The organism is Serratia aquatilis, assembly GCF_044865145.1.
Classification (GTDB): domain Bacteria; phylum Pseudomonadota; class Gammaproteobacteria; order Enterobacterales; family Enterobacteriaceae; genus Chania; species Chania aquatilis.
Genome location: NZ_CP173186.1, coordinates 3,128,054 through 3,150,158 on the forward strand (window position 1 = coordinate 3,128,054; position 22,105 = coordinate 3,150,158).

Below are 22,105 nucleotides of genomic sequence, written 5' to 3' on the forward strand. Positions count from 1 at the left end.
CAGCCATGGAAGCCAGGCGCGCGCCTACTCTCAGATTTCGATATCAAGATAGGCCGTTTATCCGCAAGCGTACGGAAAAAACAACTTAGTGAAGACGATATCACCCGGGCGTGTCGTGTGACCGACGACGCAATCGCCAGAGTGATGAAACCGAGGAAAGACCAAAATGCGAAACGACCACGACATAATCACCAAGGAGGAGATGATCGAACTGACCGGTCATCATTATAAATCTAAGCAGTGTGAGGCTCTGCGCCGTGCCGGGATATTTTTCATTGAGCGCCCGGACGGTCACCCAAAAACCACTTGGGGGCATTTCTTAAACCCTGTCAAATACCGCAACGAACCACAGAAACCGGCCCCGAAAGAGCCTAATTTCGAGGCAATGTAATGGCCGGTAAAAGAAAAAACCCCGCTGATCACTGGATGCCGCCGCGAGTTTATCGCGGCCGCTCTGCTTATGAATTCAAACATAATAATGGCCGTGTGATAAGGCTATGTGCCCTCGATTGCGCTCAGTCTGCTGTATGGGCAGCATATGAAAAATATATCGAGCAACAGAAGGATGATGAAACTTTTAATACGTTGGCGAATCGGTTCCTAACATCTGCAGAATTTACCGACTTGGCATTTGAAACCCAGAAGGATTATCACAAGTACGCGAATAAATTAATGCCGGTATTTGGCGATGTGCGGCCCGATGATATTAAACCAGAACATGTTCGTCGATATATGGATAAACGGGGATTAAAAAGCAAGACGCAGGCTAACAGAGAAAAAACGTTTATGTCGCGGGTTTTTGGTTGGGGTTATGAACGCGGATACGTGAAGGGGAATCCGTGTAAGGGGGTTCGGCAATACAAGGAAAAGAGCCGGGAACGCTACATCACGGACGCCGAATACGCCGCTGTTTACGCCGTTGCTCCAGATATTGTTCGTGCAGTAATGGAGCTGGCTTATCTCTGCTGTGCCAGACAAAGCGACGTGCTTGCGTTAACCCGCGACCAGATTCTAGAAACCGGGATCTATATCTGCCAGGGTAAAACGGGAGCCAAGCAGATCAAAGCATGGTCTGACAGGCTGCGCGCTGCCGTGGCACTGGCTGACGCGGTACCCATTTCAAACGGTATAGCTAGCGTCTACGTAATACACCAGCATAACGGCAGCCGCTACACGCGTGACGGGTTTAACTCAAAATGGCGCAACGCAAAGTTAGCGGCCAAAGCTGCCGATCCTAGCCTCGACATTGATTTCACATTTCATGATTTGAAGGCAAAAGGCATTTCAGATTTAGAAGGTTCACTCAGTGAAAAACAGGCGATTTCCGGCCACAAGAATTCGAGCCAAACGGCTATTTACGACAGGAAAGTTAAGATTGTGCCAGTGGTAGGTAATCAGAAAAAATGAATTTCTATGCTGATTCCAGATTTTATCTTCTGAAATCATCTTCTGAAAATGTTCTGAAACGTGATTTAGAGCACAAAAAAACCGCCGTTAAGGCGGTCAATAATTCTTTATAAATCAATGTGGTACCCGGGGCGGGACTTGAACCCGCACAGCCATAAGCCGAGGGATTTTAAATCCCTTGTGTCTACCGATTTCACCACCCGGGCTCGGGAAAGTTGGAGGCGCGTTCCGGAGTCGAACCGGACTAGACGGATTTGCAATCCGCTACATAACCGCTTTGTTAACGCGCCTTAATTCTGTTTACCTTTTCAGGCTTAAGCTCGTAATTACCAGCTTTACTAAATTCTTTTATGAGACATGCACTTATTTGAGCTCTATCTCTCTGAAAACACTTATATTTCCAACCCACCCGTGCTTTCGATGTGCGGGATTATGTACTAATTAAAAAAGGTTGGCAACTAAAAAATTTTCGTTGCCCGCAAAGTTGCGCTTGTTTGCTCAATACTTGACTACTCTGCATATAATCTAATCAATTCAGTCAATTGGGAATAGTATTATGCTCCAATGAGGCTTTTGACGGTGCCGGTAATACTTCAGTTAGGCGGCTGTATATTATCTATCATCAGGGGATCTATTCGAGTTTGCGTAAACGACTCTGAAGAGTTCGTCATTTTCCCCATAACAAAAGCCAGATTGGCCGCAGCGACCAAAGACGCGGCATGCGCATCAGTGCTCATTTGTTGGGCGTTCAACAAACCGTTTGCCGCCTCATTGGCCACCGTGATGGTACCGACGCCATTGCGATATGATTCCAGTGCGGCGTCGTAAGCAATTAGTGACGTTTTAACCAGCTTTAATGCCGCACGGTTAGCCTCCAGTGCCGAACTCAATGTATCGGCTGCTACCACAATTTCACGCACAGCCAATTCTTGCGTTTTCTTGAACCCTTCTGCCGCAACGGCCGCACGCGACTCCGCTTCTTTGACGCGTGCAGCGCGTATGCCACCGTCGTAGAGCGGCACGCTAACACCGAGCAAAATGCTGGAAGATGAAGTCTGCTGGCTGATCCCCGGTAATCCCTGAACATCAAAACGTCCATCGCCACCTGCAACAGCACCGGCAAGATAGACCTTCGGCAAGAAATCAGCTTCAGCGGCTTTGATACCTGCCGTAGCAGCTTTAGCCGCGGCGTAGCTGGCAAGCACATCGGGGCGTTGCGAAAGGGCCAGCCGGATCATCTTCTCCGTAGGCAAGCTAGCGACCTCCGGCAGAGTACGATCATCAACATAGTCCACCTTGATAGCCAATGAAGGCGAAACTCCCATTGCGCCAAGCAGGGCCTGATAGGCATCGCGTTCGCTGCCTTTGGCAGTCACAAGGCGCAACTCAGACTGTGCAACCTGCTGTTGCGCCAGAGCAACCTCAACCACCGTGGCAATACCATTTTTCCGGCGTTGCTCAGCTGCATCCTGAATCTTCAGACTATTTTGTAGCGTCTGTTGCGCTATCCGTGTCTGGGTTTGCGCCGCACCATACTGGAAGTAAGTGCGTGTAACATCGTAGATCAACTTCTGGTGCATACCATTAAACGTCACGTTAGCAGCGAAAGAGACTTGTTTCGCTGCGTCAAGCAACGCGCTTCGTTGCCCGAAGTCAAACAGCAGCCACTGCAATGCCAGAGCGGGAACGACAGCACTCCCCGTTGTACTAACATCATTGATGCTGCCGACAGAGTAAGGCAATGACGCTCTGGTACTTTGGTAGCCGCCAATAACACTTGCCGAGATCATCGGTAAAAATACCGCCTCCCCCATTCCTACCGCGAGCGCAGCCTGTCGAGCCTGCTGCCAGGCAATTCGTGTATCAGGGTTCTGATTCTGGGCTATATCAATCAACTCAGGAAGCGAGTAAATATGCGCACGGTTTATTTGCGGTGGTTGCGCAATTTCAGCCACGGCTGGATTAGGCGGTACAGAAAAATCAGCGGCGGCGGCAACATTCGCACCAGATCGCCAAGGTTCGGAATAGGATGCAGGTGCAAGATCTAAACGATCGGTGGCACAACCCGCAATCATGGTGCATAGGCTTATCACCGTACAAGTAAGGCATATTTTGGCTGCAGCGAGCTTCATCATCTCTTCAAGTTCCCAGTAATGCCTCAAGTCGTTTTATACGCTGCTGAACAGTCAGATCATCCGGCGAAGATTCTTGCTCAGGGTATTGCCCGTCGGATACCAAACTACTCCCTCCCTCTATCGAAAGACGGCGAAGTTTTTCAACATCAGACGCCAGCTTTTCAGTTGGTATAAAGAGACTGATACACAATTTTTCTACATCTTCCAATATTGCCTTTAGGCGCGCGCGTTCATCCGCACTGGGCCTTAATTGTGCCGGTTCAAAGGGAACAAGTGCCAGTTCTTGCCGTGCCAGAGTGATCTCTGCCTCAATGGCTGTTGCCTCCCTCAGAGCGGCTGACCGAGCACCCAATGACAGCGCCGCGAGGTTTGCCAACCCCGTCAAGGCAGTGCCGATACGCATGCGTACAGACTGCACAATGGCGACCGGCCACAGGCGGGTGAAGATCAAATACACCACCAGATTGCCCAGTAGAATACCGATCACCCGATCAGATGCGACGTTCATATCAGTACTTGGCCCAAAGCCCTGTAAAACCGTGAGTAGAAAAGCCAGCCCGACCTGTACCCCAGCATAAGAAATGCGCTCATTGCCACACGAAACCCATGCCGCCACCAGCGCTCCGCCAAAAACCAGAGCCATCAGCTCACCAATACCAGCAATATGCGGAATAATGAAAACAATCGCCAGCACACCCATCAAGGCTCCTAACAAGCAGCCAACGATCCGTAGCACCAGTTTATGCACCGTTTCGCCGGTAGTGCCCAAGGCCGCAACATAACAAGTAATCAATGCAGTATGGATACCCTGCCAGTCCAATGCGGTATAAATCAGATAGCAACACAGGGCAGCAATCGTCGTTTTTAATGCAAAACGCTGATGGACAGGATTAGTAAATGCATCGGCAGCAAAGAATGAGGTTTTTGGGCGTTCAGGATCCTGATCAGGATCCGGGCAAGCCAAAGCAACCAACGTGTTTCTGATTTCTTCAACCACATCACTTTCATACCTGAAGGTGAAATGTGGTTCAGCAGCAAGCTGCCCTGCGGCAACCAGCCGCGCAGCTTCAGTACAATAGGCGGCAAGTTCTAATCTCACCTTCTCCGGCGTGGTGGAGGGCAAAGCCGAGACTGCCAGCAACAATCGGTAGCTACTTTGTACGGCACTTTCCAGCCATTTAGCTTCTGCAACGGGGCGCAGATGAAAAATACGGACAAAAAGCGCCCGTTTCCGATGTTCGCTTTGCCCTTCCTGCAACTGTTCGCCGATCTTGCTCAGGTTGCTGGCATCGAGTTGCCGCAACGCTTCTGCGGCAACCAATAACCGTTCGGAAAGAGTAACGCGCAGTAACCGCTGTGGTGCGCGGCCAAGGAAAAGATTAAACCCGATGATCAATAACATCGGGGAAACGGCCATTAGCCAGGCATAGAGCAGCCCCCGCGTGGCTACCTCGCCCAGAGGAACATCGCTAAGTAACGTCATCACAAAAGCGATGACCAGCGCAACAATACTCGCCACCGGGCCAAGTTTGCTCGCAGAGCCTAAATAGAGGAATAGAAACGAGCTGATTATCAGAGTGGCGATACGCAGCGGGGCAGCATCCAGCGTGAAATGTATAAGGAGAAAAACCAGCCCGACAACCAGTGTCACCAGGATGGTGACCGCAATAGCCATTACCATGCTTTCTACCGCATCCGGCTTCATGACGAAAAGAATCAGATAGCAGCTGATCGCAGACTCCGGGATCCCATAAACCATGGCAACCAGTGTCATAAGCGCACAGAGTGCCGCAACGCGCCAGGCCATAGCGAATCTGCCAGGGAAAAAAACCAAATCCGCTTTTGCCTGGCGGATCATGCCGCCAAACCTGCTTTCAGCAGTCGTGGTCATTTCGGACTACAACCACTGCGGTTGCTCCTACACGCATCAAATCTTCTGGTGGATTATCCAGGCTGATGCGCACCGGAAAGCGTTGAACCACACGAACCCAATTCAACGACTTCGGTACATAAGGCAAACCGCGCGGAATATTCAACAAATCCTCAGTACTGACGCCCCAGCCGACGCCTTCAACCCGCCCCTGAATTGCGCGCTTGGGTGAAGCCATCACATAAACGGTGGCACAATTACCCACTTTGATATTGTCCAACTCCGTCTCACGGAAAAATGCTGAGGCATGCCAGTGTTCAGTATTGATCAGCGTAAAAACTGCCTGATCGGATATAACAAACTCTCCTGCAGATACGGTAAGGCCGACAACCCGGCCATCATTCGGGGCTCGAACTTCGGTATTTGCCAGCTCACGCTCTGCAATCGCCAGGGCGGCGCGGCGCGCGGCGAGTAATGCTTCTGCCGCTGCCGTGCTGCTGACCAAAGCCTCTGCAGCAGAAGACTGCTTCAATGCCTGTTTTAAGCTGATTTCGGCATCGTGTTTAGCCGTTGCAGCATCATCTACCTGTTGTGCCGTCACGTACCCTTTAGCTAGCAAAGGCTGTAACCTTGACAGCGTCTGTGTGGCTAATTTGAGATTGGCCTGTGCCCGAACAATCTGCTGATTGGTCACCGCTGCATTGGATTGTTCTGCAACGACCGTTCTATTTTGCGTATCCAACGCAGCCTCGGCAATTTTCACCTCGGCACGCGCCTGTTCCACTCGAAGACGATAGAGATCGGGTTCAATAGTAAACAGCAGGTCGCCCTTGCTGACTTTACTGTTCTCCTGCACATTTAATGAAGTAATCCGCCCTGGAACCGAACTGGCTATATGTACCACGCTGGCTCCAAGTACCGCATCTTCAGACAATGGATTCAGCGTCGTCTGCCGCACTGAAAGCCACCCTGTTATCGCTGCGGCAAGGATCACCAACCCCGAGACAATTAATGCCAGTTTACGTTTGTTCACACCGCTGAGTAATTTATTCATTATTCACCGCGCAAACAGTAATAGAGAACAGACAAATGCCACAGTAAGCGCTAGGCAGACATAAACAAATAATCGCCATGGCAGCACCTCATCGATACTAACGCGAATAAACACCACCCGCGTTATCACCGCTGCAATCACACCGATAAAGGCGCATGCCAGCCAGGAAGGAAAATATGAGCCCAACAGCGAAAAAGAAGGTGCAGCAACGCGCGCGCAACCACCAAGGGTATTAGCCAGTACCAGAATGGCTATTCCACGGCTCATATTGGTACCAATAGCAGTTAAACACCTGAAACGAGCCCACTGCGGCTTCCTGCTGGAAGTCATCTCATTCATTGAACGGTTCCAATTCACGCTGCGTCATCCGCTAAAAAGTCAGTATAACTATATTATACGGAAAGCTCCTTATGTTGCAGGCTTGAAACGAGCAAAAGTATGCCGGACTTCGAGTATATGGGCCGAAGGCTGCTGATAACCTGATCCTGTTGACAACAGAAGTATGCTGTCAATTGCTCCGGTACTGCTGGTGTTTAAAATACAATTGTCTTGAACCTGGCAGCATTGCTGGCGGTATAAAGCACAGTATGACGAATATTTTTATGCCCGAGATAATCTTGAATCAAACGGGTATCCACCCCCTGTTCTGCCAGCGCATAACCGCAAGAGTGACGTAACATGTGCGGCGTCACGACAACACTAATTCCAGCCGCCTCACCAAAACCTTTAATCGCTCTGTAGAACCTTTGGCGCGAGATGCGAGTCCCATGACGGGAAAGAAATAGCCACTCGCTATCGGCATTTAGATAAGTTGAACGCTGGGCAAGCCAGGCTTTGATCAACTCGATTTCGCTATCGTGTAACGGATGTTGAACTGAGAAACCGTTTTTTAACCTGTTGATGTGAACCTTTCTGTTGACCAGGTCGATGTCAGAGAGTTTCAGCGCAGTCAACTCACTCACGCGGAAACCATGGATATAGCACATCAAGATCATGCATTTATCGCGATAGTAATTATCCCCTTGTGAAACACTAGCCAGCAAACGCTTCACTTCATCTTCATTCAAATACTTTCTTGTTCTCACCATTTGCTTCCTATTGCTGATTTGTGCCCTTATGCTACGGGTTCAAACTGCTTCTAGGCGGTAGATTTGGTTATTTATTGGTTGTATTTTGATGCACCTATGTTGCGTTTTGTAGCTGATATTTCTAATTGTAAAATTACTGCTGGTAATCACAAGGCACTTCAACCGTAAAACACGCCCCCCCTAGTTCGGACGTTGTCACATAGACATATCCCCGATGTAAGGAAACGATTTTATCCACAATCGTCAACCCCAGACCAAAACCTCTTATCCCCAGTTTCTTATTCCCTTTCCCTCTATAAAAGGGTTTAAAAACATTGTCTAAATCCTCTGTTGCGACACCTTTACCATCATCTTCGACAGAGAAAGTAAGCATATCTTCGGTGCGTTTCACACTCACTCTAATCGTACTTTTAGCATATTTTTTAGCATTCCCTAGTAGGTTACTCAACACGTGAGCCATCAGGTTCATATCCATATAAACCCATCCTAAATCGCTGCCATAATTCTTTATAAATATTATGCTCCTACTTCCCGTTAGCTCACCATTTATTTTTTCATCAAACCAGGTTGATATATACTGTTTCTGTGGTGATAGAATTTTATTATAATTTTCCACGCTGGCATAACTCAACGCAGTGTCAATCAATGACTCTACATCGTGAATCTCCTGATAGATATTATCTATTATCAGCTCTTTTTTATTATCATCCGTCGTTTCAAGATAGTTATGAAGGTGAAAGCGTATTCTGGCAATCGGTGTACGTAATTCATGAGCCATGGTGTTTGTCATCGCTCGGCGCATCAAAGTTGCGTCCTTGATTTTATCTGCCATTTCGTCCAACGCCGAAGCTATCGGATGAAATACAGTAGAGGAAGCCTTTCCCACTCTCGCGCTAAGGTCCCCGGCGCTCAGGAGCAAGGCTTTTTCACGCACTTTTTTAACGTCACGCCAGATAGGATTCAACCAAGTGTAGCAGAATATAGCAAGTAGTAGGGAAAGCCATATCATGCCATTAATATACACGCGATGTCGGATAGCGCCTTTACTCTTGGAAGAGTCGATATTAAAATCCCTTACATTAAAAGAGAGTACTTTGTTAGTTCCTTCTATTTTTTTAAACGCAACATCATTATCAAGCAAGACCGTCTCACCTGTAAGCATTCTGGCATATTTTTCGGGCGGAAGTATTTCTTGTAGTTTCAAAACATTTTCTATTCTTAATGAGTAAATAGAGTATTCGCTTAACGCATTGAACTTAGCATCTATATCGGCATCTCTATATAAAAGATATTTTCTTTCTAACAAATTAGCGGAATCACGAATGATTTCATAACGTGCCTGAGCGGTTAACGATTCTAAAGTGCGTATTTTTACATAATCAATAATAGCATAGACACCCGAACCAAATAGCAGGCAAAATAAGTAGAACTTCAGGAACATCACTATTTTAGGCCAGCTTTTTATCTTCATATTCAAATGCCCAAATTGTTCTATTCTTGCCAGCCATCGCGGTTAAGAAGATATCCCTTTCCCCTGACTGTTTTTATTTTACTCGGGTGTTCGGTATTATCATCCAACTTTCTACGCAACCGGGATATGTGAATATCTATCGTACGATCCAGCCCATCAAAATCAATGCCTTTCAGAGCCATCAACAGTTGATCGCGGGTCAACACCTTGCCTGCATCTTTGGCCAGCAGCATTAACAGGTCAAATTCTGCAGTTGTCATAGGAATTTCTTGCTGGTAGAGAAAAACCGTTCGAGAATCCGGGGAAATAACCAGTTGCCCTAGGTCCAGGACTGGGTTGGCAACCGTTTTGCTTTCCGCTTCAACAGGTTTATTAACGCGACGTAGTTGTGCCCTGATCCGTGCCAACAAAACTCTGGGTTCAACCGGTTTAACAATGTAATCATCGGAACCAAGCTCTAATCCCAGAACCTGATCAAGGCTATCCCCCAACGCGGTTAACATGATGACAGGACCATGATAGAACTCTCTGATCTCCTTACAAATATCCATACCGCTTTTTCCAGGCAACATGATATCCAGCAGTACCAAGTGTGGATTATGCTGCCGGATACACTCCACTGCTGCATTGCCATCGCTGACCACGATAACCTCAAACATATGATTAATTAAAAAATCACGAATCAGCGTTGCAAGGCCAGTATCATCCTCAACAAGAACAATGGTTTTCTTTTCGTTCATAACGATTCTCCCTTGCTTAGCCAGAAAAACGCAACTCACTATTCTGTGATAACTTCATGATTTTATAAGATATCGTTGCTGTTACTCACTGGCGTATGTGAGAGTTTCAAAAACATACTCTTTTTTGCAAGTATGTATGCAGTTCAGCTTTTGTGAAAGCCTAAATGATTTATTTTATTCTCAGTTCTACCTATAGCTGGCCGGTGAGAAACACATCAGTATCCTAGTGCAGTTAATTTATAACGTCTGAAAATGCAAGATAAAAAGACGCAGTAATTGCCCAACTAAATATAACTGCCGCGGCGTTGGTTGCCTGCAACTTAAAAAATGGATGTATAGGATAATGGGGAGCATTGCATTCGGATTTTTCTTAATAACACACCTTACCCTGCACGCAAATGACCGCAAGTGGCACTCGCGGCAAATCAGCAGTGATTAAGTTATTCAGTTCATTCTGCAGATACTCTTGTTCCAGCACTTTCGCCTGTGTGCCTGATGCAAAAGTTATGCGCCCTTCCCCCGGCCGGAGCTGGAGAGCGGCGAAATCGTGCAGGTGTTGCCTGAGTGGGATTTTCTCAGTAGCTACTGCGGCGATCTGTGGCTGCTGTATACCCCTACGCAATATTTACCTGCCAAGCTGCGGGTATTTATCGATTATCTGGTGGCCTGCCCTGGCCAGCAACCTGCGTTAGAATGCCTTGCGTAAGGTGATATTAATGCGGTGCGATCCCACCAGCGAATGGTAACCTTCTTTCACTGGCATAATGCCGTGGTAACACAAGCGCGACGGGCCGCCCCAGACCACAACGTCACCATGTGCCAAGGGAATGCGTTTAGTTTTGTCATTGCGTTGCAAACCCCCGAACTGAAAGATGGCCGGTAGCCCCAACGACACTGAAACGATAGGTGCAGTAAAATCACATTCATCTTTATCCTGATGCAGCGAAAGCCTGCTGCCCGGATCGTAACGGTTGATCAAACAAGCGTCGGGAACGAAGTGGCCAAATCCGGCCTGTAGGGCGGCTTCATCAGCCAATGCCATCAGGATATCGGGTATGGCAGGCCACTGTTTCCCGTTGCCAGGATCACGCTGCGAATATCGGTAGCCGTTGCTGTCACTGTTCCAGCCATTGCCACACCAGCTCATCGCCACCGACATGGTGAAGCCACCGGGCGTTGTCATGTGCCGCCAAGGAACCTGAACCACCACGCTGTTAACCGCAGCCAGTAAAGCGGCAGCGTGCTCACGGACAAAGCCATGCATTACCACCGCGCCCGGAGCAATCTCTTCGCGCCAAGGCGGCTGCGGTAGATCCTCAAACAAATCGATCGTCATTACCCAAAACCTGTATAAATAAACAGATATAATTTTAACCGTTAGGTGAAAATTGTACAGTCCGGTGTATTACATTGTTATCGCAAGAAAACTTCACTACAGTAGCCGCAAAGAACTTTATCCATAACCAGGATCGCTCGTGATCAAGGGCATCACTCTTTCCATCATTGCCTCGTTTCTGTTTGGCGTGATGTATTACTACACCTCAATGCTCACCCCACTCGACGGGGAAGAAATCTACGGCTGGCGCACTTTGCTGACGCTGCCCTTCCTGACGCTGTTTATGCTTTTTTCAGGGGATTGGCAGCGGGTCAGAGATATGCTGTTCTGGCTCAGACAGCGCCCACTGCATGTCATGTTTTTGCTGCTTACCACTACCATACTGGGCGTACAGCTCTGGCTATTCCTGTGGGCACCTCTTCACGGCAAGGCGCTGGATGTTTCTCTCGGTTATTTCCTGTTGCCTTTAACCATGGTGCTTTCAGGACGCGTATTTTTCCGCGATCGCCTGTCTTTGCTGCAAAAACTGGCCGCCATGTGTGCATTGGTTGGTGTTGGCAACGAGCTTATTCAGGTAGGTGGGGTTTCCTGGCCGACGCTGGTGGTCGCCCTCGGCTACCCGGTTTACTTTATTTTACGCCGTCAGTTGGGAACCGATAATCTGGGCGGATTATGGTGTGAATTGGCATTGATGTTACCTGTCGCTATTCTGTTTGCTCTTGGGGGACCCGAACCATTGGTGGCCTTGACGACCAAGCCATTACTGTATCTGCAGATCCCGCTGCTGGGGATTATCAGCGCATTGGCGCTGGTATGTTATATCTTGGCCAGCCGTATGCTGCCGTTGAGCCTGTTTGGTTTGCTGAGCTATGTGGAACCCGTGTTGCTGGTGATCGTTGCCCTGCTGCTGGGTGAAACTATCAACCACAACCAATGGCTAACCTATATTCCCATTTGGCTGGCTGTAGTATTGCTGATGTTGGAAGGCGCGAAACATTTGTTGTCGCGAAGGAAAGCAAGTACACCGTCTTAAAAGTGAATTAATGTTGTGACGTTGTCACCCTTTTGCCAAAATCGCCCTGTGAAGCACTGCCCTGCCTGGTAGCATAGCGTCAGTGTTTTCTTTAACTCCAGCTCGAAGGTACATTGCTGCATGTCCAGCGCAACTATCCTCGCATCCAGAAAGTCAAAGTAGCAGCGTACCTGCGGATAAAGCGCTTTGAACAAGCTCTCCTTAGCGGAGAAAACCAGCGTTAGTAACAGATTGAAAGATTGCGGCTGCTGGCGTAACCACAGGCACTCGGCGTCGTCAACAATACCACTCCACAACTCTTCCGCTCGTTTGGGTGGCATTTGTGTCTCGACATCAATACCCACACCTGTGGTTCCATGGTCAAACTGCGCAGCACAGAGTGCCGTATCAAGGTTATGGCTGATTGCTCCGGCGATACCGTTTGGCCATATTGGCGCACGATCCTCGCCTCGCAGCAGGATGAAATTCTGGTGCCCGAATGATGCCAATACTTGCCGAGCCAAAAAACGGCCAGCCAGATATTCAGCTCGTCTTTTTGCCACCGCAGATGCCAAGTGTTCAGGAAAATAGTACCCGGCCAGGGCAAACAGATCGTCTTGATAATCCGCCACAGAGAAGTGGCATTGCGCAATCACTCCAGAGAAAGCAGATACAGGGATAATTTCAACGTGGGTAACAAAAGGAGAGAGCACGTTTCGTCCGAGGTTAAGAAGCTGATAGCTCAGTATATATAGCCGTAGAGACGGAGGATACCGTCCCTACGGTATTAGGCTGTGTCCCTCATTTGCACGCGAGCGCCGCTGGCGGTCATTTGAGGGGCACAGCCTAGGTTGTTACAGAATTTCCTTCATGGCTTTTTCAAAATCCTTCCAGGCACAAAAACCGTCTTTATCAACTGGGCAACCTTCCAATGCCAGCGTAACCCGCTGCGGCGGTTCCTGTAGCGTAAGCGGATCTGCATTACGTAATTGCTCGGTAGATTGATAAATGTACTCAATCTTCAGCAGATCGCGCTCCCCCTTGCCGTCGTGCCAGCGCTGGAATACCAGCTTGCCACCAATCGGGGTTTTCTCATACTGATTCGGCAACTGGTAAGGCTTGAATTTCATGGCTGAAAGCAGTGAAGCGATATTGGAGTCATGCCCCACCAGCACGGTCAGTTTTGGCGTGTCTGCTTTGCGTTCACCGACCAACGCTGAGTTAATGTAAGTCAGCAAAGGTTTAGCTACGTTCTGGGCAATGATCGACGAGGTAAACAAGGAATCCTGATAGCCGTCTTTCAGCAGAGCTAACTGCTGCCACTGGTGCGGCGTGACGATCTTGCCCCAGGCTACGTCTTTCATTGGGAAGCCTTGGTAATATTGCAACATAAACGCATCTACCAACGAGTTCCCTACCTTCAGCGGCCCTGAAACGCCCGGCTCTTTCCCCGGCACGGCACTCATCTTGCTCGGCTCGGCGGTTAGATCACAATGTTTATCTGTTTTACAGGCGGCAGAATCTTTGTAGTCGATAATCTGCGCCAGTTGCTTGTAAGCGCCATCCAGCTTCAGAGAAGCTAATTTGGCGTTCATAGCACTCAGCGCCTGTTGATTAAAGGCTTCGCTGTTATCGGTAATAATCGGGTTAAACGTGGGATCCATTTCCCCCATTTTGTCTTGATGATGGACAGGAATATCACATCCAGGGAAGGCGCCGCTGGTAAAGAACTGCGCGGTCGCTACGGTGCGCTGTAGACTGTTGGCATACACATAGACACTGTCATTGGCTGGGCATCCTTCCTCTGGCAATAAGCCGGTCTGTTTTAACCAGGCGTTAAAATAGTGGCCCATATACACTTCCAGCACCCCGCCTTTGGTGGTCAGCAGTCCACCCGGTGTCTCCCACTGTGGCCAGGCTTTCGGGGTGGATTGTGCCAGCACACTGCCATTGTTTGCCAGCGGTGCACGCAGGTTGTGGCGGCTCATCACCAACACTTGCTCCAGTTGATACCCTTCATTATCAGCCAGCGCCGCGCCGCTGAATAACAGCGGTAGACACAGTAGTAACGTTTTTATTCTCATCCGCAGAAGCTCCAGGAAAATGATTATTTTTAATAGGTTAACGTTCGCCAACGCATGATGGCGGCATTCGGGAGGAAAGTGTGTGATGGGTGTCACGGCTAAGGACTGCAAAGCGGCCCCCCTGGGATGGCCGCCGATTAACTTAATACCACAGGCTAAGAATTGGCCAACCAATCAGCAACAGCGCGGCGATGTAAACCACACCGAGGATACCGCCAAGCCGCCAATAGTCTTTGGATTTCACATAGCCGCAGCCGTAGATGATCACACCTGGGCCAGTGGCATAAGGTGTCAGCACACCCATGATACCGATAGACAGCACTAACAAGATGGAAAGGTGTTCCATTGGCACACCCGGTAAACCTTTACCAACCGCCAGGATCACCGGCAACATGGTGGCCGTGTGCGCCGACAGGCTGGCAAACAGGTAGTGCGCATAGTAAAACACCAGCACCAACAGGATCACGGTCATTTTTGGCGAAAAACCGTCCAGATGCGTACTCATGGTGTTGGCAAACCAGTCGATAAATCCTGACCGAGTCAGGCCGCTGGCCATCACGACCAATGTTGCCAGGTTAACCAAGGTATTCCAGGCGCTGGAGTATTTGGTAATGTCTTTCCAACTCACCACATGCAGCGCCAACATCAACGACACCGCCAGCAAACACACGGCAGTTGCGTCCACCAACTTGCCACCAAACACCCATAGTGCGAGGCTGAGCAATACCAAACCGATCAGGGTGTATTCTTTACGGGTTAGCTTACCCATCTCCCCTAACGCCGTGTTGGCCCAACTGGCCACCTCGCTGCTGTGGGTCACACCCGGCTTATACAGATAGTAGGAAATCAACGGTGCAATAATCAGCAACAGCAAACCAACCGGCAAGAAGGCCAGAAACCACTGCATCCAGCTGATATGCACGCCGGCAATCTTGCTTACGAATTCAATACCCAGCACGTTTGGCGCAGCACCGGTCACAAACATTGAGGAACTGATGCTGGTCCCAACCACCATCATCCACATCAGATAACCACCAATGCGGCGCGAAGAGGGATCGTTAGGGAACGAGTCAAACAGCGGCGGCAGGTTTTTCACCACCGGGAACACGGTTCCCCCGGTACGCGCGGTGTTTGATGGGGTAAAGGGTGCCAGCAGGATATCGATGATCACCACCGCATAACCTAGCGTTAGCGTCCGTTTGCCCATGAATTTCACCAGAAACAGCGCAATGCGCCGCCCCAATCCTGTGGCTTCATAACCCAGTGCAAAGATAAAGGCACCAAACACCAGCCAGACCGTGGTACTCGAGAAACCGGCCAATCCCCATTTCAGAGCCTCTTTACCGGCTTTGAAGGTAGGGTCGGCCAACTCCTGGGCACCAAACAACACCCAATTGGAACTGAGAACGCTGACGGTAACAGCGATAAAGCTGATTGCGGTGGCCGGGATCGGCTCCAGGATCATACCGACAATCATCGCCACGAAGATCGCAAAATAGCGCCATGCCTGAGGTGGCATGCCTTCCGGCGTCGGAATCAATAAAATGACTGCAAGCACCACCAACGGGGCGAGTGCTTTCCAGATTTTTTCTTTGGTTTCGGACATCAACACATCTCCTAAAGGCATTGTTATTTTTCTAAGCACCCGATGGTGGCAACTGCGCCAACAGCCAGGTGACTATCAATAGATCGGCACTACCGCCCGGGCTCAGGTTGCGGGCGATGCAAGCGGCATCGAACTGCCGCAAGCGTGCGATACCCTGAGCTCCCCCCGAACCACCCAGCGTCAATAATTGCTGGGCATAGTGCTGCAGCCAGCGCAGCCCCTTAATGCCACCTCGCGATGCCACGTTGGTGTCGTCGTTATGCGCCATCAACCAAAGCAGGCTGTCCATCAATGCCACCTGCTCACCGGCCCCATCGGCCATTCTTTGGCAATACAATGGCAGCGCTCCGTTAAGTACCCGTTGAAAGCCTGACTCGGCCTCACCACGCGCTCCACTGAGGCCAAACTCGCTAAATAAGCGCTGCCCGGCAGTTTGCCCGGCGTTGTTATGCCTCAGTTCACGATCGACCAGCCCACTGCACATCTGCGCCACCTCGTGGCACAGACTGTGCGCATTGATCTCACGTTGTTGCTGCTGCAATCGGCCAATAGCGCTGCACAACAGCCCAAGGGAGAACACGCTACCCTTGTGGGTATTCACGCCTCCGGTTGCATGGAACATCTGTTTCTCACAGGCCATGCCGAACGGGCGCAGGCGCGAAAGTTGCCGGTCAACCGGCAAAACGGCATCGGCCATACCTTGGCGGATAAACTGGGGAAGCCACAGATCGATTGCCCGTGCGCTGCGGTAGAAATGGCCAATATTCATGTCGCGGTGGGCACCGTTGTTGTAGCGATCAACCAACCCCGGCTTCGGGGTGAGGTTGACCTCGACCAATAGCGCCCGAAACGCATCGCGAGCAAACTGCTGGCAGACCGGTGGGGTTGCCAAAAGCTGACAATCACGATGAGAGCGCAGCATTGAGCATCCTTTCCATTTCGCCGAGCAGTTGTTCGGTGCTATGGCTGCGCTGGCGAGCGCAGAGTTTGGCCGGTTGAGCACACAGCAGGCAGCGGCGTTCAGGTAAGCCGATTTCATGTCGCGATAAAATATGCCCCTGCGGGGTAAGTACATCGATGTCCCACAGGCGACCAAGCGGCTGCCCTATTTCCAACTGGATAGCCGCGTCTTTTACCTGGTGGGCTTCCGCTTGCAGTGACAGAAAGCCCTCACAACCGGTAGGCAGCGCTATTGTCTCTGCCTGCAAGCAGTGCCAGCCCTGCTGGCGATGCATTTGCTGCAAGGCATGCCACCCCAGGTTGAAAATCTGGCGGGTCAATGGGCTATCTTTCACCGCCCCAGGTACTACCAACGTCAACACCAATAGCGTTGTGGGATGGCGCGCCAGCCACGCCTGTTGCCGTGCCTGCCGGCATTCACGGCTGGAAAGCAGTTCCGGCAAACTTACGGCGCGGCTGGCGGCCAATTCGGGGTCAATGTGCTGCATAGCGTTACTCCGCAACCTGGTGGACGACGTCGATCACCGAACCATCGCGATAGCGGACCACGGCAACCACATTGTCAGTAAAGGCAATGGGCTGCGGCTCACCGGTCAGCAACAGTGCGCGTTCACGCAGCCATTGAATGCTGACCACCTCCAGCCCCGCTTCGCGTAACCGCTGAGCCAGCTCAGGGCGCGCCGGGTTAACGGCAATACCGTGATCGGTAACCAGAATGTCGATACTCGAACCCGGGGTAACGCAGGTCGTGACCTGTTCCACCAGCGTCGGGATGCGCCCACGCACCAGCGGTGCAACGATAATGGCTAATCTTGCCGCTGCCGCCGTATCGCAGTGGCCACCAGAGGCACCTCGGATCACGCCATCCGATCCGGTCAACACGTTGACGTTAAAACCAGTGTCAATTTCCAACGCGCTCAGCACCACTACGTCCAGACGGTCTACCGACGCGCCTTTAGAATTAAAATTGGCATACTGATTTGCGCTGATCTCAATATGGTTGGGGTTACGTGCTAATGACGTGGCTGCGGCGCGATCAAAACTCTGTACGTCCAGCAGTTTGCCAATCAGCCCCTTTTCATGCAGATCCACCATGGTTGAGGTAATACCACCAAGAGCGAAACCGGCGCGAACGCCACGGGCACGCATCTTGTCTTCCAGGAAACGCGTTACCGCCAGTGAGGCACCACCGGTTCCTGTTTGCAGGGAGAACCCTTCGGTAAAGTAGCCGGAGCCGACAATCACTTCAGCGGCACGGCGGGCAATCAGCAACTCGCGGGGATTCGAGGTCATACGCGTCGCATCGGCACCGATCTTGTCGGCATCCCCTACCCGTTCCAACTGCACGATCAGATCGACCTGATCCTGAGCCAGGCTGGCGGGATTATGGGGATAAGGGACGATCGCCTCTGTCAGCAGCACCACGTTACGTGCCGTTGCCGCATCCACCTTGGCATAACCCAGAGAACCGCAGCAGGCTTCACCGCTATAGCCATTGGCATTACCAAACTCATCGCAGCTCGGCACCCCCAGGAAGGCGACATCAATCTGCAGTTCACCTGACTCAATCAGTTGAACGCGGCCCCCGTGCGAGTGAACCTGTACTGGCTCTTTCAACAGGCCACGGGAGACCGCATCCGCCAGCGGCCCACGCAGGCCTGAGGTGTAAATACGGCTGACTACCCCATTGCGGATATGGCCGACCAGTGGCGCATGGCAATCGGTCAAAGAGCTGGAGGCCAGCGTCAGGTTGCGGAACCCCATTGCCGCCACGGCATCCATCACCTGATTGAGTGTCAGATCGCCACCACGAAAAGCATGGTGGAAAGAGATGGTCATGCCATCCTGCAGGCCACTGCGGCGGATCGCCTCTTGCAGCGAATCACAGCACTTGATATCGCGCGGTTTACGCGCCTGCAGATTGGCTTTTGAAGCATCCTGATAAAGCCGCACATCGGCGTGATTATTTAATGTCATCAGGCGTTGTTGGCGTTTCATTATGCTTCCTCGCTGTGGTTGGATTCTTCACGTATGCCGGAGAGCGCTGCGCGTTGCAGTACCAACCGAGCCCGTTCAATCACCGGGCTGTCAACCATCTTGCCGTTCAGCGAGACCACGCCGCGCCCCTCTTTTTCCGCTGCTTCGGCGGCATCCACCACCCGTTGAGCGTGGGCTACCTCTTTGCCGGTTGGCGCATACAAGTTGTGCAGCAATTCAATCTGACGTGGGTTAATCAAGGATTTACCGTCAAAACCCAGTTGTTTGATCAGGGCGGCTTCTTGCAGGAAACCCGCTTCGTTGTTGGCGTCGGAATAGACAGTATCAAACGCCTGGATCCCCGCAGCACGAGCCGCCTGTAGCAATGAACAGCGAGCGAACAGTAGCTCGATACCTTCCGGCGAGCGTTCAGTACGCAGGTTGCGTACATAGTCTTCAGCCCCCAGCGCAATACCGATTAACCGTGGTGAGGCGTGGGCGATTGCCACTGCGTTGGTGATACCCTGAGCGGATTCGATAGCCGCCAATAGACCGGTACTGCCAACCGGGCGACCACAGTCACGTTCAATGGTCGCAATCTCGCGTTCCATATCAATAACGTCCTGCGCGCTGTCGGTTTTCGGTAAGCGGACAATATCGGCACCCCCGCGCACTACCGCCTGTAAATCTGCCAACCCGTAGGCCGAATCCAGCGCGTTCACCCGCACGATGGTTTCCACTTCCTGATACAACGGATGTTGCAGCGCGTGATAGACCAGACGCCGGGCCGCATCTTTCTCACGCAGGATCACCGAATCCTCCAGATCGAACATCAGCGCATCGGCCCGGTAGATAAAGGCATTGCTGACCATGGCGGCATTGGCCCCCGGAACAAACAGCATGCTGCGGCGCATACGGCATTTATTCAGCGTTTTCACGGCGTTCCTCCCACGGCAGTGTGGCGGTTTCGCTGGCGCGCATCAGCGCAGTTTCCAGCCGGGCACGCAGTACGCAGTCCAGCGCACCTTTATCGTCAACAATCACCTGTACCGGCGGCACCTTGTAGTGCTGCAATACTTCGAGCAGGGTATTTCTGATGGCCTCACCAAACTGTTTTTCCACACTGCTGGCAATCAGCAGGTCGTGTTGCGGGCCTTCTGCTGGTGCGATGCGCACCATCACATCGCTGGATTCCAGCGTGCCAGCCATTGCTTCTCGGATTATTTTCATCTTTCACCTGATTGTGCGGACTCAAATTCTTGCTGCGTCGGTTTTGTTCGGCGCAGAGCCTGCCGATCTTGCAGGTAATAAAGGGTATCTTTTGGCACCAAGGGAGCTGCCGCATGGAAATCTCCGGCAGCCAGTAACTTGCGTACCCAAGAGGCGGAAATCGCTGTGCCCTGATATTGCAGCCGATCAATTTCCACCAGTTCGATCGGTGGGCTGGAGAGTGCCGGGGTTTCCAGCCAGTAACGCATGTCGCGGTTGTATTTTGCCGTTACGGCACAGAACGGCTCTGTGCCGACAAATCGATGCGTCACTCCTAAAGCGGGGGCCAGATATTGACGAAAGATTTTCAGGTCGATCTCGGTGTAACAGTCATCCGCAACCCCCTGCTCTTTAATAAAATAACAAGGGAATGTGGCGCGGGAGATAACGTATTGTGAGCCCTCATGCACCGTCAGGTTGGCTATCCCCTCTGTGCCTTTCAGCACCAGTTCGCGGCGATCTTCATAGGGAAAGCGTGAGGTGTTTTCTTTAACCAGAAACAGATGCAGCCAATCGCATTGTGCTGCGGCCTGACGCACCAGATATTGGTGCCCACGGGTAAATGGGTTGGCATTCATCACAATGCTGCCAATTCTGTTACCAGGCTGGCGCAACTTTGCCAGCTGTGCAGCATAGCGTTTCAGGCGGCAAGGGCTATTTTCCATCAGCACCACAATCCCAGGCACATGGGCAATAGGATAAAAGCCGCATTGGCGAAATAAGGGTTCATTCTGCACTTTAGTATAAATAAACAGCTGAGTATGATGGCGCTCATAGGCCAGATTGACCAATTCGGTCGCCAAAGACAGCGCTAATCCTTCACCACGCATTTGGGGGCTGATGGCTACACATTTAATAATATTCTCAGCGATCCCTCCACAGGCGACTAATTGTTCATTCTGCGTGACGGTAATAAAAACTTCGACCGTAGTGTCTATATTCAGATCGTTACTTCGTAAGAAAGCATTAATAGCCGCTATATTCTTATGATCCGAACGTTTAACGCGATTAAATACGCTATTGCCTAACATGACACTCTCTCTGAAATAACTTATTGGCAACAATTAATGTACAAATGGCCACCACAATTAACATCGAAATAAATATGATATTCAAAACCACAATTTGAAATGGATACAAACATCAGATAAAGATTAATGGCATTATGGTAAACAGAAAAAAACCGCCAATTATTGACCTATTTCACAAACACCCTGAAGTTAATAAGTTGTTTTATGGTTTTTATTTACTTAATTATTTTTATCATATTTATTATCGCTACCTGCTTTAATAAAATAGTCATCTCGTTTACAGTTCCTTAACGCAACTATTCCACGATGGAGAGTTAAATTGGAATGGCTTAATATTTTGATTGTTGAAGATGAGACACCGCTGGCAGAAATGCATGCGGAATTTATCAAACAAAATGGCGGCTGCCGCCAAATCTGGCTGGCGGGCACTCTGGCCCAGGCCCGCACCATGACAGACCGTTTCAAACCCGATCTTATCCTGCTGGATAACTTCCTGCCTGATGGTCAGGGTATCGAATTACTGCGAGAGCTGACGCTCAGTGGCTACCAGGGCGGCATTGTGTTTATTACCGCTGCCAGCGATATGGACACCGTCGCCGAGGCGCTGCGCTACGGCGTATTTGATTATTTAATCAAGCCGTTAGCCTATGATCGTCTGGCGCAAACCCTGTTGCGCTTCAGCCAGCGGCGCGAAGCATTGAAAGACAAAGCCCGGCTCAGCCAGCGCCGCATCGATGAAATGTTCAATACTTACGCCCGTGGCGGCGATCGGGCTCCCTTACCTACCGGTATTGATGAATTGACGCTAATGAAGATACGTACCTTGTTCGAAGACCCTCAGATTCGTCATACGGCTGAGAGCGTAGCGCAACAAATTGGTCTCAGCCGCACCACTGCGCGGCGTTACCTGGAGTTTTTCGCTGCCAACAATCAGCTGATTGCGGAGATTATTTACGGCAAAGTGGGCAGACCGCAGCGGATTTATCGTTCTGCGAGCGGCGGTTGACGGCAAATTCACCTACTACGCGCCTTTTTATTCTCGAACTGTTAACTCCCTTCCATTTT

At 50.7% G+C, this 22,105-nt stretch carries 21 protein-coding genes, 2 tRNA genes and 1 pseudogene; 5 read left to right on the forward strand and 19 right to left on the reverse strand.

Annotated features, from left to right (window positions below; all coding sequences use genetic code 11):
* The first annotated feature begins 202 nt into the window (after window positions 1–202).
* Both SAQUA_RS14255 and SAQUA_RS14260 read left to right on the forward strand, forming a co-directional pair.
* On the forward strand, window positions 203–391 hold the full coding sequence (locus tag SAQUA_RS14255) for a DUF4224 domain-containing protein (protein ID WP_380677167.1): 189 nt from the start codon (window positions 203–205) through the stop codon (window positions 389–391).
* Window positions 391–1,407, forward strand: coding sequence for a tyrosine-type recombinase/integrase (locus tag SAQUA_RS14260; protein WP_380677165.1), 1,017 nt, complete (start codon window positions 391–393; stop codon window positions 1,405–1,407). Before SAQUA_RS14255 ends, SAQUA_RS14260 begins: the two co-directional genes overlap by 1 nt.
* A 120-nt stretch (window positions 1,408–1,527) precedes the next feature.
* Here the strand turns inward: SAQUA_RS14260 and SAQUA_RS14265 are convergent.
* The 9 genes from SAQUA_RS14265 to SAQUA_RS14305 form a co-directional block, all read right to left on the reverse strand.
* Window positions 1,528–1,613 (reverse strand) — tRNA-Leu (locus tag SAQUA_RS14265).
* Between the two features lie 10 nt (window positions 1,614–1,623).
* Window positions 1,624–1,697 (reverse strand) — tRNA-Cys (locus tag SAQUA_RS14270).
* Between the two features lie 303 nt (window positions 1,698–2,000).
* Window positions 2,001–3,542 (reverse strand): TolC family protein, encoded by a 1,542-nt coding sequence (locus SAQUA_RS14275; RefSeq protein ID WP_380677163.1) that lies wholly within the window; start codon window positions 3,540–3,542, stop codon window positions 2,001–2,003.
* A gap of 4 nt (window positions 3,543–3,546) precedes the next feature.
* Complete coding sequence (locus SAQUA_RS14280) at window positions 3,547–5,433, reverse strand: FUSC family protein (protein WP_380677161.1); 1,887 nt, start codon at window positions 5,431–5,433, stop codon at window positions 3,547–3,549.
* Window positions 5,417–6,466, reverse strand: coding sequence for a multidrug transporter subunit MdtN (gene mdtN, locus SAQUA_RS14285; protein ID WP_380677159.1), 1,050 nt, complete (start codon window positions 6,464–6,466; stop codon window positions 5,417–5,419). The genes SAQUA_RS14280 and mdtN overlap by 17 nt, the downstream gene beginning before the upstream one ends.
* 3 nt (window positions 6,467–6,469) lie before the next feature.
* Window positions 6,470–6,805, reverse strand: a complete 336-nt coding sequence (locus SAQUA_RS14290; protein ID WP_380677157.1) for a YtcA family lipoprotein — start codon at window positions 6,803–6,805, stop codon at window positions 6,470–6,472.
* Window positions 6,806–6,999: 194 nt separating this feature from the next.
* A complete protein-coding gene (locus SAQUA_RS14295) occupies window positions 7,000–7,551 on the reverse strand; it encodes a tyrosine-type DNA invertase (RefSeq protein ID WP_380677209.1) in 552 nt (183 codons plus the stop codon).
* 136 nt (window positions 7,552–7,687) lie between these two features.
* Window positions 7,688–9,025 (reverse strand): ATP-binding protein, encoded by a 1,338-nt coding sequence (locus tag SAQUA_RS14300; RefSeq protein ID WP_380677155.1) that lies wholly within the window; start codon window positions 9,023–9,025, stop codon window positions 7,688–7,690.
* A gap of 20 nt (window positions 9,026–9,045) precedes the next feature.
* Window positions 9,046–9,765: a winged helix-turn-helix domain-containing protein gene (locus SAQUA_RS14305; RefSeq protein ID WP_380677153.1), complete on the reverse strand. Its 720-nt coding sequence runs from the start codon at window positions 9,763–9,765 to the stop codon at window positions 9,046–9,048.
* A 520-nt stretch (window positions 9,766–10,285) separates the two neighbouring features.
* On the opposite strand from SAQUA_RS14305, the pseudogene SAQUA_RS14310 reads away from it, so the two are divergent.
* Window positions 10,286–10,471: pseudogene (locus SAQUA_RS14310) on the forward strand (transcriptional regulator); the annotation flags it as partial.
* Here SAQUA_RS14310 and alkB read toward each other — a convergent pair.
* Entirely contained in the window at window positions 10,454–11,101 is a 648-nt protein-coding gene (gene alkB / locus SAQUA_RS14315; protein ID WP_380677151.1) for a DNA oxidative demethylase AlkB, read from the reverse strand. The pseudogene SAQUA_RS14310 and the gene alkB overlap by 18 nt on opposite strands.
* Before the next feature lie 139 nt (window positions 11,102–11,240).
* Here alkB and rarD point away from each other — a divergent pair, with 139 nt between their 5' ends.
* Window positions 11,241–12,134, forward strand: a complete 894-nt coding sequence (rarD, locus tag SAQUA_RS14320) for an EamA family transporter RarD (protein ID WP_380677149.1) — start codon at window positions 11,241–11,243, stop codon at window positions 12,132–12,134.
* Here rarD and SAQUA_RS14325 read toward each other — a convergent pair.
* The 9 genes from SAQUA_RS14325 to citC all read right to left on the reverse strand — a co-directional run bounded on the left by SAQUA_RS14325 (window position 12,131) and on the right by citC (window position 21,040).
* Window positions 12,131–12,826, reverse strand: coding sequence for a 4'-phosphopantetheinyl transferase (locus SAQUA_RS14325; protein ID WP_380677147.1), 696 nt, complete (start codon window positions 12,824–12,826; stop codon window positions 12,131–12,133). The genes rarD and SAQUA_RS14325 overlap by 4 nt on opposite strands.
* A 141-nt stretch (window positions 12,827–12,967) precedes the next feature.
* On the reverse strand, window positions 12,968–14,197 hold the full coding sequence (agp, locus tag SAQUA_RS14330) for a bifunctional glucose-1-phosphatase/inositol phosphatase (protein WP_380677145.1): 1,230 nt from the start codon (window positions 14,195–14,197) through the stop codon (window positions 12,968–12,970).
* Between the two features lie 142 nt (window positions 14,198–14,339).
* Window positions 14,340–15,803, reverse strand: a complete 1,464-nt coding sequence (locus tag SAQUA_RS14335) for an anion permease (protein WP_380677143.1) — start codon at window positions 15,801–15,803, stop codon at window positions 14,340–14,342.
* 31 nt (window positions 15,804–15,834) lie between these two features.
* Window positions 15,835–16,725, reverse strand: coding sequence for a triphosphoribosyl-dephospho-CoA synthase CitG (gene citG, locus SAQUA_RS14340; protein WP_380677141.1), 891 nt, complete (start codon window positions 16,723–16,725; stop codon window positions 15,835–15,837).
* A complete protein-coding gene (gene citX / locus SAQUA_RS14345) occupies window positions 16,706–17,251 on the reverse strand; it encodes a citrate lyase holo-[acyl-carrier protein] synthase (RefSeq protein ID WP_380677139.1) in 546 nt (181 codons plus the stop codon). The genes citG and citX overlap by 20 nt, the downstream gene beginning before the upstream one ends.
* A 4-nt stretch (window positions 17,252–17,255) precedes the next feature.
* A complete protein-coding gene (gene citF / locus SAQUA_RS14350) occupies window positions 17,256–18,761 on the reverse strand; it encodes a citrate lyase subunit alpha (protein ID WP_380677137.1) in 1,506 nt (501 codons plus the stop codon).
* Entirely contained in the window at window positions 18,761–19,654 is an 894-nt protein-coding gene (citE, locus tag SAQUA_RS14355; protein ID WP_380677207.1) for a citrate (pro-3S)-lyase subunit beta, read from the reverse strand. Before citE ends, citF begins: the two co-directional genes overlap by 1 nt.
* A 7-nt stretch (window positions 19,655–19,661) precedes the next feature.
* Entirely contained in the window at window positions 19,662–19,970 is a 309-nt protein-coding gene (gene citD / locus SAQUA_RS14360; RefSeq protein WP_380677135.1) for a citrate lyase acyl carrier protein, read from the reverse strand.
* Window positions 19,967–21,040, reverse strand: a complete 1,074-nt coding sequence (gene citC, locus SAQUA_RS14365) for a [citrate (pro-3S)-lyase] ligase (RefSeq protein WP_380677133.1) — start codon at window positions 21,038–21,040, stop codon at window positions 19,967–19,969. The genes citD and citC overlap by 4 nt, the downstream gene beginning before the upstream one ends.
* 319 nt (window positions 21,041–21,359) lie before the next feature.
* On the opposite strand from citC, the gene dpiA reads away from it, so the two are divergent.
* Window positions 21,360–22,046: a two-component response regulator DpiA gene (gene dpiA, locus SAQUA_RS14370; RefSeq protein WP_380677131.1), complete on the forward strand. Its 687-nt coding sequence runs from the start codon at window positions 21,360–21,362 to the stop codon at window positions 22,044–22,046.
* Window positions 22,047–22,105 lie beyond the last annotated feature (59 nt).

Bases quoted from the DNA above. Each gene is read 5' to 3' on its own strand.
- SAQUA_RS14335 (WP_380677143.1), bottom strand. From the start codon at position 15,803: ATGTCCGAAACCAAAGAAAAAATCTGGAAAGCACTCGCCCCGTTGGTG.
- alkB (WP_380677151.1), bottom strand. From the start codon at position 11,101: ATGACGATCGATTTGTTTGAGGATCTACCGCAGCCGCCTTGGCGCGAA.
- citX (WP_380677139.1), bottom strand. From the start codon at position 17,251: ATGCAGCACATTGACCCCGAATTGGCCGCCAGCCGCGCCGTAAGTTTG.
- citC (WP_380677133.1), bottom strand. From the start codon at position 21,040: ATGTTAGGCAATAGCGTATTTAATCGCGTTAAACGTTCGGATCATAAG.
- SAQUA_RS14300 (WP_380677155.1), bottom strand. From the start codon at position 9,025: ATGAAGATAAAAAGCTGGCCTAAAATAGTGATGTTCCTGAAGTTCTAC.
- SAQUA_RS14255 (WP_380677167.1), top strand. From the start codon at position 203: ATGATCGAACTGACCGGTCATCATTATAAATCTAAGCAGTGTGAGGCT.
- SAQUA_RS14275 (WP_380677163.1), bottom strand. From the start codon at position 3,542: ATGATGAAGCTCGCTGCAGCCAAAATATGCCTTACTTGTACGGTGATA.
- SAQUA_RS14260 (WP_380677165.1), top strand. From the start codon at position 391: ATGGCCGGTAAAAGAAAAAACCCCGCTGATCACTGGATGCCGCCGCGA.
- citD (WP_380677135.1), bottom strand. From the start codon at position 19,970: ATGAAAATAATCCGAGAAGCAATGGCTGGCACGCTGGAATCCAGCGAT.
- SAQUA_RS14305 (WP_380677153.1), bottom strand. From the start codon at position 9,765: ATGAACGAAAAGAAAACCATTGTTCTTGTTGAGGATGATACTGGCCTT.
- mdtN (WP_380677159.1), bottom strand. From the start codon at position 6,466: ATGAATAAATTACTCAGCGGTGTGAACAAACGTAAACTGGCATTAATT.
- citG (WP_380677141.1), bottom strand. From the start codon at position 16,725: ATGCTGCGCTCTCATCGTGATTGTCAGCTTTTGGCAACCCCACCGGTC.
- agp (WP_380677145.1), bottom strand. From the start codon at position 14,197: ATGAGAATAAAAACGTTACTACTGTGTCTACCGCTGTTATTCAGCGGC.
- citE (WP_380677207.1), bottom strand. From the start codon at position 19,654: ATGCGCCGCAGCATGCTGTTTGTTCCGGGGGCCAATGCCGCCATGGTC.
- SAQUA_RS14290 (WP_380677157.1), bottom strand. From the start codon at position 6,805: ATGAATGAGATGACTTCCAGCAGGAAGCCGCAGTGGGCTCGTTTCAGG.
- citF (WP_380677137.1), bottom strand. From the start codon at position 18,761: ATGAAACGCCAACAACGCCTGATGACATTAAATAATCACGCCGATGTG.
- SAQUA_RS14280 (WP_380677161.1), bottom strand. From the start codon at position 5,433: ATGACCACGACTGCTGAAAGCAGGTTTGGCGGCATGATCCGCCAGGCA.